This is a genomic window from Brevibacterium sp. H602 (genome assembly GCF_051172395.1).
Classification (GTDB): domain Bacteria; phylum Actinomycetota; class Actinomycetes; order Actinomycetales; family Brevibacteriaceae; genus Brevibacterium.
Genome location: NZ_JBPIZD010000007.1, coordinates 12,189 through 27,095 on the forward strand (window position 1 = coordinate 12,189; position 14,907 = coordinate 27,095).

General features: G+C 65.4%; 11 protein-coding genes. 7 read left to right on the plus strand and 4 right to left on the minus strand.

Going from position 1 to position 14,907, the window contains the following annotated elements:
• The first annotated feature begins 86 nt into the window (after nt 1-86).
• Nucleotides 87-3,356 (plus strand): choice-of-anchor G family protein, encoded by a 3,270-nt coding sequence (locus ACSBQT_RS06705; RefSeq protein WP_435001198.1) that lies wholly within the window; start codon nt 87-89, stop codon nt 3,354-3,356.
• A 123-nt stretch (nt 3,357-3,479) separates the two neighbouring features.
• On the opposite strand, the gene ACSBQT_RS06710 is transcribed toward ACSBQT_RS06705, so the two are convergent.
• Nucleotides 3,480-5,009, minus strand: coding sequence for a deoxyguanosinetriphosphate triphosphohydrolase family protein (locus ACSBQT_RS06710; protein WP_435001199.1), 1,530 nt, complete (start codon nt 5,007-5,009; stop codon nt 3,480-3,482).
• Between the two features lie 165 nt (nt 5,010-5,174).
• On the opposite strand from ACSBQT_RS06710, the gene ACSBQT_RS06715 reads away from it, so the two are divergent.
• Complete coding sequence (locus tag ACSBQT_RS06715) at nt 5,175-5,354, plus strand: hypothetical protein (RefSeq protein WP_264799475.1); 180 nt, start codon at nt 5,175-5,177, stop codon at nt 5,352-5,354.
• 93 nt (nt 5,355-5,447) lie between these two features.
• On the opposite strand, the gene ACSBQT_RS06720 is transcribed toward ACSBQT_RS06715, so the two are convergent.
• Nucleotides 5,448-6,137 carry a peptidyl-tRNA hydrolase gene (locus tag ACSBQT_RS06720; RefSeq protein ID WP_435001200.1) on the minus strand — a complete coding sequence of 230 codons (690 nt, stop codon included), beginning with the start codon at nt 6,135-6,137 and terminating at the stop codon, nt 5,448-5,450.
• A 170-nt stretch (nt 6,138-6,307) separates the two neighbouring features.
• Here ACSBQT_RS06720 and ACSBQT_RS06725 point away from each other — a divergent pair, with 170 nt between their 5' ends.
• Nucleotides 6,308-7,381 carry an alpha/beta hydrolase fold domain-containing protein gene (locus ACSBQT_RS06725; protein WP_435001201.1) on the plus strand — a complete coding sequence of 358 codons (1,074 nt, stop codon included), beginning with the start codon at nt 6,308-6,310 and terminating at the stop codon, nt 7,379-7,381.
• Here ACSBQT_RS06725 and ACSBQT_RS06730 read toward each other — a convergent pair.
• Nucleotides 7,342-8,226 carry a YihY/virulence factor BrkB family protein gene (locus ACSBQT_RS06730; RefSeq protein WP_435001203.1) on the minus strand — a complete coding sequence of 295 codons (885 nt, stop codon included), beginning with the start codon at nt 8,224-8,226 and terminating at the stop codon, nt 7,342-7,344. The two genes, ACSBQT_RS06725 and ACSBQT_RS06730, sit on opposite strands and share 40 nt — an antisense overlap.
• A gap of 26 nt (nt 8,227-8,252) precedes the next feature.
• Nucleotides 8,253-9,338 carry an AI-2E family transporter gene (locus ACSBQT_RS06735; protein WP_410708551.1) on the minus strand — a complete coding sequence of 362 codons (1,086 nt, stop codon included), beginning with the start codon at nt 9,336-9,338 and terminating at the stop codon, nt 8,253-8,255.
• A gap of 142 nt (nt 9,339-9,480) precedes the next feature.
• Here ACSBQT_RS06735 and ACSBQT_RS06740 point away from each other — a divergent pair, with 142 nt between their 5' ends.
• The 4 genes from ACSBQT_RS06740 (at nt 9,481) to ACSBQT_RS06755 (ending at nt 14,904) form a co-directional block, all read left to right on the plus strand.
• A complete protein-coding gene (locus tag ACSBQT_RS06740; protein ID WP_435001206.1) occupies nt 9,481-10,566 on the plus strand; it encodes a phosphatase PAP2 family protein in 1,086 nt (361 codons plus the stop codon).
• A gap of 130 nt (nt 10,567-10,696) precedes the next feature.
• Nucleotides 10,697-12,487: a DEAD/DEAH box helicase gene (locus tag ACSBQT_RS06745; RefSeq protein WP_435001207.1), complete on the plus strand. Its 1,791-nt coding sequence runs from the start codon at nt 10,697-10,699 to the stop codon at nt 12,485-12,487.
• Nucleotides 12,488-12,574: 87 nt separating this feature from the next.
• A complete protein-coding gene (locus tag ACSBQT_RS06750) occupies nt 12,575-14,041 on the plus strand; it encodes a cryptochrome/photolyase family protein (RefSeq protein ID WP_435001208.1) in 1,467 nt (488 codons plus the stop codon).
• Entirely contained in the window at nt 14,038-14,904 is an 867-nt protein-coding gene (locus ACSBQT_RS06755) for an NAD-dependent dehydratase (protein WP_435001209.1), read from the plus strand. The genes ACSBQT_RS06750 and ACSBQT_RS06755 overlap by 4 nt, the downstream gene beginning before the upstream one ends.
• The last annotated feature ends 3 nt before the right edge of the window (nt 14,905-14,907 follow it).

The following is a 14,907-nucleotide window of genomic DNA, read 5'->3' on the forward strand; positions in this document are numbered from 1 at the left end:
GGCGCCTGGACCTGATCAGGGTCTGAACGATCTGGAGAACCATGAGAATACTGAGAGGCCGGCCCGGAACCGGTCGAAAGGTTGCAGTGGGCACAGTCGCCGCCGCCTCGGCGCTGGCCCTGACTGCAATGACCGTATCCCCCGCGGCCGCTGCCGGCCGACCCGACAACGGACCCCAACAAGATGCCGAGGCGTGGGGCCAGCTGATCCAATCTGAGCTTCTTGGCGGACAGCTCGCCGACGTTGCTTCTGCCTACAGCAGTTCGCCTGGTAGCCCTGAGGCCGTCTCGACCCCGCTCGACATCGAGGCTCTCAATGCTTTGAGGATCGACCTCGGCGACGGAGTGTCCCTCCCCTTGGCCAGCGACCCTGATGGAGATGGCCTGCTCCATCTCGGCAACACCGGAGTTCTCAACGCATACGGAGAGGCCGCCGATTACAACGACGCGCTGGCAAGTGCCGGCGCGGTGGGAGCCGACGGCGCCCTCAACATCGACGACATCAACGCAGGGGAGTACGCCAATGCGAACGTCGATCTGACCGCGGTTCTCAACCAGCTCGGTTTGGACGGAGTCACCGATCAGGTCGTCGATGATCTCAGCCTCGAGCTCGGCGCCATCGCGTCGACTGCGGACAGTGACGGACAGACCACCACCCCTGACTACGTCGTCGCTGACGGCACGCTGACGGTTTCGAGCCCGGCGGTCAAGGGAATCTCCGATTCGCTCGACACCGTCATCGACGAAACAGGTGGCACTCTCGAAGAGGTCATCGGCGACAAAGGCTTGGTCGACGACCTCGCGAAGGTGGGAGTCAACGATCTCAATGTTCTGGGCCTTGCCGAACTGAATGTCGGCGGCAGCGACACGACCGTCAGTGTCGAAGTCCGCGACGCTCTCAACAGCGTCGTTGAAAACGCTGTCAAGGAGAAGCTCGAGGACAAATCTGGCATCGTCTCCATCGACCTGGCCGAGGGCGATATTGCCATCGACCTTGCCAAAGTGGTCGAAGGCGGAAACGGTGAAAACCTCAACGGATTGGACCCCAATACCCAGGTCCTGACCGCTGACACGATCTCGAAGATCACGACCGCTGTAGCGGATGCCCTCGGGTCTTTGACCGACAGAGTCACGGACACGCTGGAAGATGCTCTGAACAAGGTACATCTCAAGATCGACCTGCCGGCGTCCATCGAGCTCCTGTCGGGCCTCGTTTCCGGTGTGAACGGCACGATCACAGTTGACGCCACCCTTGGACAGCTAGCGGGAACTGACAAGTCAGAACCGACCATCACGACCAAGCTCTCGATCTTGGGCGTCGACGCAGGCGCGATCGTCAACGCTGTGACCGAGCCACTCGTGAAGTCGCTTCTTTCCATCACTCAACCGCTGGTCGGTGGAATCCTCACAGCTACTGCCGACGAGGTCGCAAAGGGAGTCACAGGCGTCATCGATCCGATCCTGGAGGATCTCAGCCCGGTATTTGAGGCACTCAATCAAGTCGTCGATCTCACGATCAACGAGCAGTCGCCGAAGCCGACCCCCAAACAGTCCGGCGCGAGTGCACAGTCGGCTCTCGACAAGAGTTATGTCGACGGCGACAACGGAACCGGCTTTACGGTGAACGCCGTCAGCCTGGAACTGCTTCCGGCCGCAAATGCCATCGACATCAACCTCGCGTCGTCCTCGGTCCGCGCAACAGCGGACGCCCCAGAGGAACCAGGCGATGCTGAAGTCAACACCAACGCTTCGGCCTCGGCTGCAGCGTCGGCAACCGCCGATGACAATGGAAACGCCGTCGCCGTAGCCGCCGCAGATGAAGCTGCGCTGGCCGACGCAACAACGACGGCGTCCGCTGCCGCAGATGTCGACGCGACCGCAGCCGCCGAATCAGCAGCGACGGCCGACGCGTCGACAACCGCTTCATCCGACGCGACTACCGAAACCGATGCTTCGGCAACGGCCGCCGCTCAGGCTGCTGCCAACGCGGACAATTCTGATGACACGAATGCTGAGGCCTCATCCGCCGCGGATGCAGACCCTGCTGCTGCGGCATCAGCCGCTTCGACGGCTGATTCTTCGGCGGCAGCATCTGAGAACGCCGCTGCAGATGCCGACGCTGATCCGACAGCCGAAGCGACGGCTGATACGGCCGCGGAGGCGGATGCCAACGTCAACGCCGCAGCATCCGCTACCGCTTCCGCGCGTGCTGACGAAGACGGCAACGCCGTCGCCGAAGCCGCAGCACAGGAAGCGGCTCTGGCGGACGCGACGACAACGGCCTCGGCCGCTGCCGACGTCTCGGCCGAAGCAGCCGCGGAATCGGCCGCGACCGAGGAAGCCACCTCGGATACATCTGCAGATGCGAGCTCGGATCCGAATGCCTCAGCCGAAACCGCGGCACAGGCAGCAGCCAACGCCGACAATTCGGATTCGACAAACGCCGATACCTCGGCAGCAGCCGATGCGAACGCCGCAGCCGCGGCCGAAGCCGCTTCTACCGCAGACTCCTCATCGGCCGCCTCGGCGACTGCCGCTGCGGACTCTTCCACTGCAGCTGCCGCCGAAGCCACGGCGGATGCTGACGGTTCCGATGCCAATGCCAATGTGAATGCAGCCGCCTCTGCTTCGGCCTCAGCCCAGGCCGAAGCCGACGATGATGCGACTGCATCCGCTCAGGCCGCCGCACAGGCAGCAGCTAATGACGATGCAACCTCCACCGCATCGGCAGCAGCTGACACCAGCGCTGAGGCAGCGGCAGAATCCGCGGCCACCGAGGAAGCTTCCTCGGACACCACCGCTGATGTGAGCTCGGATCCGAATGCCTCGGCGCAGCAAGCTGCCAACGCAGCCGCAAACGCCGACAATTCGGATTCGACGAACGCACAGGCATCGGCTGCCGCAAATGCGGATGCCGGCGCGGCCGCTTCGGCTGCTTCGACTGCTGATTCTTCATCCGAGGCGTCGGCTACCGCCGCAGCCGACGGTGCTGAGGCAAACGCAGCAGCAGCCGCTGATGGTGACGAGGCGGAAGCTTCGACCTCTGACGAGACCAACGCCTCGGCGGACGGAGACGAAGCAGAAGCCAGCGCTGCGAGTGATTCCGAGAAGGCCGCCTCGGCGAACTCCTCGGCTTCGTCGGACGCCGGATCGTCGTCCGACAGCGGATCGCATGCCGGCTCGAGCACCTCGGCCGGTTCGAGCACGAACGCCTCGGGCAATGCCGGTGGCGACCTGCCGCGGACGGGCGCCGAAGGCATCTCGGCCATGGTCGGCTGGGCTGCACTGCTCATCGCCGGTGGTGTCGCCGCGGTGTGGGCAACCCGCCGCTACCGCGCCTCGGCCGGTAAGCACTGAAGGTGACCCAGCTCAGCCACTGAGCTGAAACCGCGAACGGCGGGGTCGAAGATTTCTCTTCGATCCCGCCGTTTCGCTGTTCCCGCAGTTCAGCTTTCACCAGCGCGGCTCTGCCGGCATTCCCTACAGCCCGCGCCCGGCCTCCCACGGCTCGTCGGAGGCCCCGGTGATCAGAGCGTTGACCGACATCGCCTGCGCATCGGTGAACGAGGCGATATAGTCCACGACCGCCCGAGCACGGCCCCGCCGCACGATCCCGGCCGCACCCTCTTTCCCCAAAGCAGCAGGGTTGCGCGCGTACAGATCCGAATACTCCTGCGTGGCCGCCTCGACGGAATCGACCAGACGCCGGGGAATCCGCGTGGCTTCATCCGGGTCGAGCAGCCACTCATGGAATCCCTCGACCAGGGACGCGATGATCCGCGTCTGCCCACGCTGATACACGGCCAGGTCAGAGCGCTCGAGCACGAACCGCGCATGGACGAACTTGAGCACCACGACATCGTGCCAAGCCTCCTGGCTCAGCCGCACATGACCGCTGCGGATATGCGGATCCGGGTCGACGACGATCGAGGCCTGCAACCGATCGATCCACCGCCGGGTGAACCCAGTGACCGCCCGATCCGCCTCCAGTCCCCCGTCGTAGGGGACGCCGAGGAGTCCCTCGACGAGATCCCGGTTGACCCGCTCCACCGACTCCCGGAACGCCTCCTCCGAGGCGATCCACGGATCCTTCTCCCCGATGTGTCGCCGGATTGCTTCGAGCGCATGGCCGGGACGGCGCCGATCCAACTCCGCAGAGTCCAGGGCCGCCAGTTCCCTCCAGTCGCGCAGCCACCGCCCGAGCTCGGCGGACACAGCCGTGTACTGCAGCACGTTCGACCGGTAGAAGTCGTCCAGGTCGTGCACCGCATACGCAATATCGTCGGCGACATCCATGACCGCGCACTCAAGAGTCTGCTGATACTTCCCGATCGCCGGGAACGCCGAGAGCACGTCCGCCATCTCCTCGACCTCGGTGGCGTAGGCGGAGAACTTCATCGCCCCCTCGCTGACATCGTCACCGACCCCACGCGGCATCCGCGCCGCCGACGACGCCCGATCGTCTGTCCACTCCCCGCGCTCCCACGGATACTTGAGCACCGCAGCCCGAATCGCGCGCGTGAGGTTGAGACCGCGCGCCGTGGCCTCGCAACTGTCGAGAGCGGTGAGAATCCGAAACGTCTGCGCATTCCCCTCGAACCCGTCATCGAGGCGCAGCACCTGCCGTGACACCCGGTCGAGTTCCTTCTCGCCGAGGTGGCCGAACGGCGGGTGCCCCAGATCGTGGGCGGCTGCGGCCGCCTGGACGACAACCGGATCACATCCGCCGAGGCGGTTGACCGTTTCCCTGGTCGCCTCGTTCGCGTTATTCAATGTGATCGCGATCGATCGGGCCACCGCGGAGACCTTGAGCGAATGCGTCAGCCGGTTGTGGATGACCGTGCCGGACCCGGCCTGCGGAATGACCTGGGTGACCGAGGCCAGGCGGGAGAAGAACGGGGAGAACCGGATCCGTTCGATATCGACGCGGAACTCGTCCTCTCCGGGACGGGCCTCCTCGGTGACATTGCGGTCGCGACCTCCGGCGGTGTGAAATCTCTGGCGTTCCATGAACTCAGACTACCGATTCCGCACCCTGAAGACCCTCTATTGCTACCTGACGGCGGCGCAGCAACCTGGCGCCAGGTTGCTGGGCCGCCGTCAGGTAGCAATAGGGGCCCTTGAGACTCAGATCACAGCATCGTATGGTGAAGATACTTATAGGAGGTGGTCACGATGACCGGAGTCAATGAAGATTTCTACCAGCCAGCGACCCAACCTGGTGACATCATCGAAGTCAAGGACGAAGAGACCGGTGAGATGGTCAAACACATCATCTACCTCGACGAGTTCGGCAATGGCACGAAGACGCGACCGCTGACCGAGGACGAGCTCAAAGACCTCGACAACGTCTGAGTCACCCCTCGCCGAGGCGGCTCCCCCACTTCCCGTCCCACCGCCGATTCGTGTGGTGCAGGGCAGGGTGAGCCGCCCGGCGAGCGGGCTGGTTCACCAACGAGCGCGGACGGTTTCCGTGGGGCCGTCGACTTCGGTGAAGCCCGCGTCGACGACGCTAATCTGCTGGTCGTTCGCGGCCCACGATTCCCGGCTCGCCGTGATCACGCGCAAGCTGAAACTCGATTCCCGCCAGCGCTCTCGCACGTCGTCGGGCATCTGCTCGAACGCCAGCTGCGCGGCGTGTCCGCATTGCGCGGCGGCCTTCCCGGTCGTCAGCGTCAGCTCGGGTGAGAGTTCGATGGTCACGACCGCCTCGGCGGCGGGGATCGAGGATTCGCCCTCATCCGGGAATTCGGTGCCGCCGACCTGCAGCTTTTTCAGCTCATGCGGCAGGGGTTCGACGGGGCCGGGTGCGAAGACGAACGCCTCGGCGGGGGCGAAATCGTCGGTGCCGCCGAAGGTCACGCTCACGCACCCGAGTGCCCGTGCGTCCTCAAGTTTCTTCCCGTCACCGCGGCGCACGACCTTGCGGATCGCTCCGTCACGCCAGTATTCGACGACCTCATTCCACTCCCCACCGGGCTGCGAACGCGGATCGTCGAGGAAGGTCACGACCGCGCGAGCAGTGGCTTCGAGAACATCTATGTGGCGAGCGATAGCGGTCTTGGACCGGCGCACGACGATCGGCAGTGACCAAGGGATTTCGTGGTCGGTCTCGTGCCTGCGCATATGTTCGGTCAATGGTTGGCTCCTGCAGTGTCTTCGGCGGTGAAGGACTGGTGTCACAGTCCCCTTGTCATAACAGCGACGATCGGCAGATATTCCGGATCTTCTCAGGTGAGTCCTACCGCGGCCGCCGACGCTGGCCTCGCTAAGCTGGGAATCATTGCCGCCGACCAAGAATGAGGCTGATGATTCCCGGCGTGACCGTCGACCCCGCGCTCACCGAAGCGCTGCTGGCCACCATTCCTGCCGACATCGTGGCATCGATGTCGCCGCAGATGCGCGAGATCATGGCCGTCCAGGCCACTCGGGCCGACGCGTGCCGCCGAGCCGGCGAGGACTTCGCCGCTGCCTCCGGTGACCTCTCCCCTGCCGCTCGATCCTTGGCCGCCAAACGCGCCGAATACCGGGCCGAACGCGCGCTGTGGAATGAGGGTGGGCCGACCATGGCCCGCACCGATGATCACCACATCCGCACCGCCGGGGTCGACGTTCCGATCCGCATCCATCGCCCCACCACCGAGGCGGTCCTGCCCGGTCTCCTGTTCCTCCACGGCGGTGGGTTCAGCCTCGGCGACCTCGATACACATGACCGGATCATGCGCGTGCTCGCCTCTGCCGGCGGCTTCGCCGTGATCGGAGTCGACTATTCGCTGTCGCCGGAGGTGAAGTTCCCGCAGGCGCTGCACGAATGTGCCGGGGTCGTCGACCACCTCGCCGGCCACGGTGAGGATTTCGGCATCGACGGCACACGTCTGGCCATCTCCGGGGATTCGGCGGGGGCGGTTCTCACCCTCGGCGCAGGTCTGCTTCTGCGCGATGAACCGGAGACCATCGGGGCGAGTCCCGCGAGCTTCTCGGCTTTGCGCGCCCTTCTGCCCATCTACGGCAGCCACGGTCTCATCGACTCGGCCAGTCGCAGGCTCTACGGCGGCGACTGGGACGGCATGGGCATCCACGACCTCAGCAACCTCCTCGACGACTACTTGCCGACCCCGGAGGACGAACATTCACCGTTCGTCGCGCATCTGACCGCCGATCTGTCCGGTCTGCCGCCGGTGTTCGTCGCCGCCGCCGGGCTCGATCCGCTGCGCGATGACAGCCGGGCATTGGCCAGGACCCTGCAGCGGGCAGGCAACGACGTCCGCTTCGAGGAGTATCCGCATGTGCTCCATTCGTTCCTCCATTTCGGGCGGGTGCTCGACGACACGAACACCGTGCTTCACAATGCCGCCGAGTTCGCCGCACGTCGTCTGAACTGATTCCTGCGGTCTGCGTCACCGTCGGACTGCCGTTGCCGCTCGCGTTCGATCTCAGCGTCGAACTCGGCGCCGAGGAGCAGCGAGAGGTTGACCATCCACACCCAGGCGAGCCCGACGATCACTCCCCCGATCGACCCATAGGTGACGTTGTAGCTGCTGAAGTTGTTGATGTAGAGAACGAAGCAGGCCGACACGGCAAGCAGCACGAGCAGCGCGACGAACGCACCGAGGCTGACCCACCGGAACTTCGGCTGCCTGACGTTCGGGGTCACGTAGTAGAGCAGGGCGATGAGCAGCATGACGAAGAAGACGAAGACCGGCCATCTGACCACGTTCCAGATCAGCAGGGCAACCGCGCCCATTCCGATGAACTCGCCGAGCGTTTCGGCGATGGGCCCGGACAGCACGAGCAGCAGCCCCAGAGCGGCCAGGACGATGAGCGTGATCACGGTCATCAGGAGCATGAGCGGCTTGAACTTCCAGTACGGCCGAGTCTCCTCGACCCGGTAGACAGCGTTCAGGGCACGGCCGAATGCGCCGATGTATTTCGACGACGACCAGATCGCCAGCAGCAGGCTGCCGATGAGGGTGGCTCCGGCCGAAGACGACTCGGTGAGTTCGACGATGAACGGGCGGATCGCCGTGGCCGCCTCAGCCGAGACTCCGTGGACCAGGGAGAGCACCGCCTTCGTAGTCGACTCGGCTTCCCCGACCACGCCGAGCAGCGACACCATGGCGAGGATCGCCGGGGCAGCAGAGAGCAGAGCGTAGAAGCTCAGCCCGGCTGCTCTGTCGAGGCACTCGTCGTCGAGCAGACGCCGAAGAGCGCCCTTGACGATTCGCACTCGATTCAACCGTGGCCCGGCCCGTCTCAACGCTGTCCCACTCTGTAGTCTTTGGCCGCGTGGATCATCGCATTGAGAGTCGCGATGACCGGCACGGAGAAGAAGGCCCCGGCGATGCCCGCCACCGCTGCTCCCGCTGTCACCCCGAGGATCACCGCCAAGGGGTGGATCTTCACTGTGGGTCCTGTCAGCCACGGCTGCAGGACGTGGCTTTCGAGCTGCTGGACGACGATGACGACCCCGAGCATGATCAGGCCGTGCACCCAGCCGTTGAAGAGCAGTGCCAAGCCCACTGCGACCGCTCCGCCCACGATCGCTCCGACGAACGGCACGAAGGCACCGAGGAAGACCACCATGGCGATCGGCACCGCCAAGGGGACGCCGAGGATCAGTGCACCGACTCCGATTCCGATCGCATCGCTGGCCGCGACGACGAGCTGGATCCGAATGAAGTTCGTCAGCGTCTTCCAACCGGCCTCACCGGCCGCGGAGATCCGCGCATGCGCCTTCTTCGGCCAGATGTTGACGACCCAGGTCCAGATGCCGCGTCCGTCGATGAGCGCGAAGAGGGTGACGAACAGGATGATGATGACGCCTTCGATGACATGCGCCGCCGTCGTGCCCACCTCGGCGGCACCGGAGCCGAGACCGGCGGCGTTGTCCTGCAGCCACTTCCCCGAGGAATCGACGAGGTCATTGAGTTTGGCTTCGGTGATTCCGAACGGCTGCGTGGCCAAGAGCTGCTTCGCCGCGTCCAGGGTCGTCGCCACCTGCTTCTGGATCTCAGGTATCTCACTTCTGATCTGAAAGGTGATGAGGAGAACGAGTCCGGCCAACAGGCCGAGGACGACGACCCAGACTGTAACCACCGCCAACCACTTCGGCCACCGATGCCGCTGCAGGAACGTCGACATGGGGACCAGGAGGGCAGAGAGGACGAGCCCAGCCAGGAATGGAACGACGATCTGTGCGACCTGCAGTGCTACGAAGATCGCGACTGTGATTCCCGCGATGATCACCAGCAGGTATCCGGTGAAGCGGGCACCGAGTCTGAGTCCCTCGGGTATCGGGTCATCGCGATTCGGAGGCGCGTTCAATGGACCTTCTGTCATGAACCAACACTAATGCCGCGAGCCGCACAGTGGGTGGACCATTCTGTTCTGCCCCGCCGGCGCGGGCGAGAACGGGGCTCCGGTCAGCCGCCTCCGAGGAAAATCCGAAGATGTACTAAAAGTGAATCACTACGGTGTTCCGATGACCAGATTGCGACGTTGGCCCTACACCTTTGCCATGGTGCTCGCTCTCCTCGTCGGAGCGGCCGCCGTGTTCTCCTCCCTCTTCCTCGATCTCCCGCTGCGGGACCCCGACGGATTCCTCGGCCCCTCATACATCCGTCTGCCTCTGCTGGTTCTCGGATTCATCGGCGCCGGGCTAGTCGTGGAAACGGTGAGGCGAAACGGGTGGCGAAATCTGCCGACGTCGGTCGTCGACATCGCAAAGAAGGAGTGGGACACCCACCGGCTGCTGTGCATCGGCGCCGGACTGATGAGCTTCTACGTCTGCTACGTCGCCTACCGCAATCTCAAGAGCGTGCTGCCGGTGTACCGCGAGGGCACCCTCTTCGATCAGCAGCTGTTCCGCCTCGACCATTGGCTCGCCGGCGGGAACACTCCGGCCGTGCTCCTGCACGAACTCCTGGGCACCGGCATCGCGGCGAACCTGCTGTCGATCGCCTACCTCGCTTACCTGCCGCTCATTCCGATCAGCCTCGGCGCGGTCCTCGTGCTCAATCGCAGACTCGCCGTCGGCGCTTGGTATACGACGATGCTGAGCCTCAATTGGGTACTCGGCACAGTCAGCTACTATCTCCTGCCGTCGGTCGGTCCCGTGTTCAGCCACCCGGAGGTCTTCCGGGCGCTGCCCGACACCGGAGTCAGCGAGCTCCAGGAATCCCTCATCGACACTCGCCTCGACTACCTCAGCAACCCGATCGGAAGCGATTCCATCCAGGGTGTCGCCGCATTCGCTTCGCTTCACGTCTCCGTCACCTTCGCCGCAGCACTGTTCATGACGCTGACGAAACAGCATCGCGCCGTCCAGGTGTTCACCTGGATCTTCTTCGGTGTGACGGTCGTCGCCACGCTCTACTTCGGATGGCACTACATCCTCGACGACATCGCGGGCATCGGCATCGGCTGGGCTTCGGTGGCGCTCTCCGCATGGGTGACCGGGCACCGCCGAGTTCGCCGACGGCCGGTCGCCGCAGTCTCCGAGCCTGATTCCGTGCCCGCCGCGAAGCCCGCGGATTCTGTCTCACGCGCCGCCGGGGCTATACTGTAATTACCTGCGAACCCGATTTCGGGTTCCCTGCGTCGTCAGGACGCCTCGTCTCTGCAGCTGGGTGATAGCACCCGCGCATTTCCGAAGCCGTTTTCTCTCGGCGATCGAGAGCGCCGACAGCGCTCATTCCATGACCGGAAGCGGCTGCCTGCCAACTATTCACGGCACCGGCACGCCCTCCGGCACGTCGAAGGGCCACCCCATCACTACTTCACAGACACGCACCAATCTCCGCAGCACCCGCACCCGCGGAGGCAGCACACGCAACACCACCGCAGGCAGCACCGGCAATCGCGCGAAGAAAGCCACCTCGGCGCCCACCTCGTTCGCCGACCTCGGTGTTCCCGCCAAGCTCGTCGACTCCCTCGACCGTGAAGGCAAGACCCAGGCCTTCCCCATTCAGCAGGACACTCTGCCCGACACGCTGGCCGGCCGTGATGTGCTCGGCCGCGGAAAGACCGGGTCCGGCAAGACCCTGGCGTTCTCCATTCCGCTCGTCGCCCGCCTGGCCGAATCCGGCGAGGGTTCGCAGAAGTTCCGCCATCCGCGCGGGCTCGTCCTGGCTCCCACCCGTGAGCTCGCCACGCAGATCACCGAGGTCATCGATCCGTTGGCCAAGGCCGTGGGCCTGCGGACGACGACGATCTTCGGCGGCGTCAAGCAGCGTCGCCAGGAGGTCGCACTCAAGGCCGGAGTCGATATCGTCGTGGCCTGCCCGGGTCGCCTCGAGGACCTGCTCCAGCAGGACATCCTCACGCTCGAGAACATCGAGGTCACCATCCTCGACGAGGCCGACCACATGGCTGACCTCGGGTTCCTGCCCGGAGTCACCCGAATCCTCAACCAGACCCCGGCTGAGGGACAGCGGATGTTCTTCTCCGCCACCTTGGACAACGACGTCGACAAACTCGTCCGTCGTTTCCTCCACAACGAGGTCCTCCACTCCGTCGACGAGGCGACCTCCCACGTATCGGCCATGACCCACCACGTGTTCGAGGTGTCGGTCGACGACAAGAACGAACTCGTGCACAAGCTCGCTTCCGGCACGGGCCGCCGCATCCTCTTCACCCGCACGAAGCACCGGGCCAAACGCTTCGCCCGCCAACTCACGGCAGCCGGTATCCCCGCGGTCGACCTGCACGGCAATCTGTCGCAGGGTGCGCGCGACCGCAACCTCGCCGCGTTCACCGATGGTGCGGCGAAGGTGCTCGTGGCCACAGACATCGCCGCCCGCGGCGTCCACGTCGACTCCGTCGAGCTCGTCGTCCACGTCGATCCCCCGACCGAGCACAAGGCGTACCTGCACCGCTCCGGTCGCACCGCACGTGCCGGCAGCGCCGGTGACGTCGTCACGGTGATGACCGCCGAAGAGCGCAAGGACACTCAGATCCTCCTGCGCAAGGCCGCCATCAAGGCGACCCCGCAGAAGGTTAACGCAGAGTCCCCCGAGGTGACCGAGCTCGTCGGTGAGATCGCCGAGTTCGTCGCCCCGCAGCCGAAGGAACCCGTCCAGCCGCGCAGGAAGACCGAACCTTCCACGTCGAATGGTCGTTCATCCCGCCGTCGCCGAGGTGGCCGTGGCGGACGCGGCGGAAGCTCGGGTCGCGGTGACGCCGGCAGCGACCGCGGCCGTGAGAACTCGGGCGCCACCGGTGGCGGTCGCAGCGGCGAATCGCGTCGCAGCGAGAGCGGCGGCCGCGGCCGGGGCGCCGGGCACACCGGCGAGAGAAATCGTCGTCGCGAGAACTCCCGCGGCGGCCGCTCCGGCAATGGCCGCTCGGGCGGTCAGCGCGCGGAATCTTCGGGTCGTCAGCCGAGCAGCCACCGCGCGTCCGAATCCCGCGGCACCAGCCCCGAGACTCGTCGCCGCAACCGCACCCGTGCCGGAGGCTCGCAGCAGGTCTACTCGACCAGCAGCTGACGTCCTCACAATCCAATAACCCTGCTTGGCTACTACACTTTGGTGTAAATGCCGACTGGGCGAACCAGCTGTGAGAGGAGTCTGCCGATGAGCCACGACCGCGATTCCCTCACCCTCGTCTGGTTCCGCGATGACCTGCGCGTCGAGGACCACGAGGCCCTGACAGCGGCCTGCGGCGACGGGCAGGTGATCGGCCTCTGGATCAGAGAGTGCCGCAGCGACGACGGCCTGGGCCCACGCCCGTTAGGCGGGGCGGCCCGGTGGTGGGCGCACGAATCGCTGCGCGTCCTGGAGACCGAACTCGCACAGCTCGGCATCCCGCTGCTCTTCGCAGCAGGCTCGGCCGCCGACATCGTCCCGCAGGCGGCTGCGGACCTGAAAGTCGATGCTGTGCGCTGGTCGCGCCGTTATGCGCCGGCTGCACGTCGCCTCGACGCGCAGATCAAGACGGACCTGGCTGATGCCGGTCGTGCCGTGCACTCCCATACCGGCGCGCTGCTCGTCGAGCCTTGGACGGTCAGCCCTCAGGGCGGTGAGTTCTACAAGGTCTTCACGCCGTTCTTCAACGCTGTGCGCGATCGCAGCGTCGGCGACAGCCTCCCGGCGCCGCGCACACAGAGTTCCCCGACGAAGGCCCAGCGACAGGCTTTTGCCGGGCACTCCTGGGTGCGCGACCTCGACGATCTCGGTCTTCTCGACGGGACCGACTCGGGCTCGGGCAGCTTCGCCTCGGCGAGGACTCCACAGTGGTGGCGGACGACCGTGGCCGGGCATTGGAACCCCGGGTGCAGGGAAGCGGCCCGTGAGCTCGACTGCTTGAGCGACGGGCTCGACGGCTACGCAGATTCTCACGATGTCCCCGCAGACCCTGACAGCACGTCAGGCCTGTCGCCGCGACTGCGCTTCGGCGAACTCTCCCCCCGCCAGCTGCTGGCAGCGGCCCTGGACATACCGGAGGTGAGGGACGATGATCGGCAGGCATGGATCCGGCAGCTCTACTGGCGGGAGTTCTCCTGGCACCTGACCTATCATCTGCCGGCCGTCGAATCCGAACCGATGCGACCTGAATTCGCGTCCTTCCCCTATGAGGACGACCCCGAGGCACTCGACCACTGGTGCAGCGGCACGACCGGGATCGACCTCGTCGACGCCGGCATGGCTCAGCTGTGGCAGACCGGATGGATGCACAATCGAGTGCGGATGGCCACGGCGAGCTTTCTGACGAAGAATCTGCTCATCCACTGGTGGCACGGCGAGCAGTGGTTCTGGGACACGCTAGTCGACGCCGATGAAGCCAACAACCCGGTCTCGTGGCAATGGGTGGCCGGGTGCGGAGCCGATGCGGCTCCATATTTTCGGATCTTCAATCCCGAACGCCAACGTGAGCGTTTCGATCCCGACTGCGAGTACGTGGGCAGGTGGTTGGGCCGCGGTCCGGGCGGTCTCACTCGGGCGGAACGCTCGCAGGGTGATCGCGAGCCGATCGTCGATCTCAAGGCATCGCGCCAGGCGGCATTGGCCGCCTATGACCGGATGAAGAGTGAGGCGAAATGAGCACGACGAACGGTCGCAGGATTCTCATGGCCGGGTGCGGAGACCTGGGCACACGGCTGGGCCTGCGACTGGTCGACCAGGGGCACCGGGTGATCGGACTGCGCCGACGCGTCGCCGAACTGCCCGACGCCTTCGAGACCATCGCCATGGATCTCTCCCGCCTCGGAGCGCCCGAGCGCGGCGGGGCCGACGACCCGGTCCGCAGCGATCCGCGACTGGACGCACTCGACGCGGCCATCATCACTCTCACTCCTGACGAACCGACTCGGGACGGATACGAACGGGCCTACCTCCACGGGCTGAGAGGTCTCGCCCGCGTGCTCGGGTCACAGCCAGGCCGAGTCGTCCTGGTCTCTTCCACGCGTGTCCTTGCGGAGGACCCGACGCGTGTGATCACCGAAGACGCTCCACTCGCCCCAGGGTCCGGGCCGGGTGAGGTCCTCGCTGCGGCCGAGTCCGAGGCGGCCGAACTCTTCGACCACCTCACGATCGTCCGCCCGGCTGGTATCTACGGACCTGGCCGCACCCGCCTCATCGACTCCGTGCGACGCGGCCAGCGGTTCAACCATCAGCGGTGGACGAACCGCATCCACCGAGACGACCTCGTTCGCGGCCTCGAGCACTTGGCACTTGCCTCGGAACCGCCGGACCTGGTCCACGCTGTCGATTCGCTTCCTGCTCAGATGGGCGACGTCGCCGCCTTCATCGCCGGCCGCCTCGGCGTGCCCGTCCCCGGCCATGCCGACGACGAGAAGCCGAGCGGCAAACGGATCGACGGAACTCGCTTCGGCTCGCTCATGGGCGAACTCGGCTACCCCACGTACAGGCACGGCTTCGCTTCGATGCTGACGACAGCCCCCTGATCA

What these genes read in the sequence shown, in the direction of transcription:
- ACSBQT_RS06710 (WP_435001199.1), bottom strand. Translation starts at nt 5,009, where the DNA reads ATGGAACGCCAGAGATTTCACACCGCCGGAGGTCGCGACCGCAATGTC.
- ACSBQT_RS06715 (WP_264799475.1), top strand. Translation starts at nt 5,175, where the DNA reads ATGACCGGAGTCAATGAAGATTTCTACCAGCCAGCGACCCAACCTGGT.
- ACSBQT_RS06725 (WP_435001201.1), top strand. Translation starts at nt 6,308, where the DNA reads ATGATTCCCGGCGTGACCGTCGACCCCGCGCTCACCGAAGCGCTGCTG.
- ACSBQT_RS06735 (WP_410708551.1), bottom strand. Translation starts at nt 9,338, where the DNA reads ATGACAGAAGGTCCATTGAACGCGCCTCCGAATCGCGATGACCCGATA.
- ACSBQT_RS06740 (WP_435001206.1), top strand. Translation starts at nt 9,481, where the DNA reads ATGACCAGATTGCGACGTTGGCCCTACACCTTTGCCATGGTGCTCGCT.
- ACSBQT_RS06745 (WP_435001207.1), top strand. Translation starts at nt 10,697, where the DNA reads ATGACCGGAAGCGGCTGCCTGCCAACTATTCACGGCACCGGCACGCCC.
- ACSBQT_RS06750 (WP_435001208.1), top strand. Translation starts at nt 12,575, where the DNA reads ATGAGCCACGACCGCGATTCCCTCACCCTCGTCTGGTTCCGCGATGAC.
- ACSBQT_RS06755 (WP_435001209.1), top strand. Translation starts at nt 14,038, where the DNA reads ATGAGCACGACGAACGGTCGCAGGATTCTCATGGCCGGGTGCGGAGAC.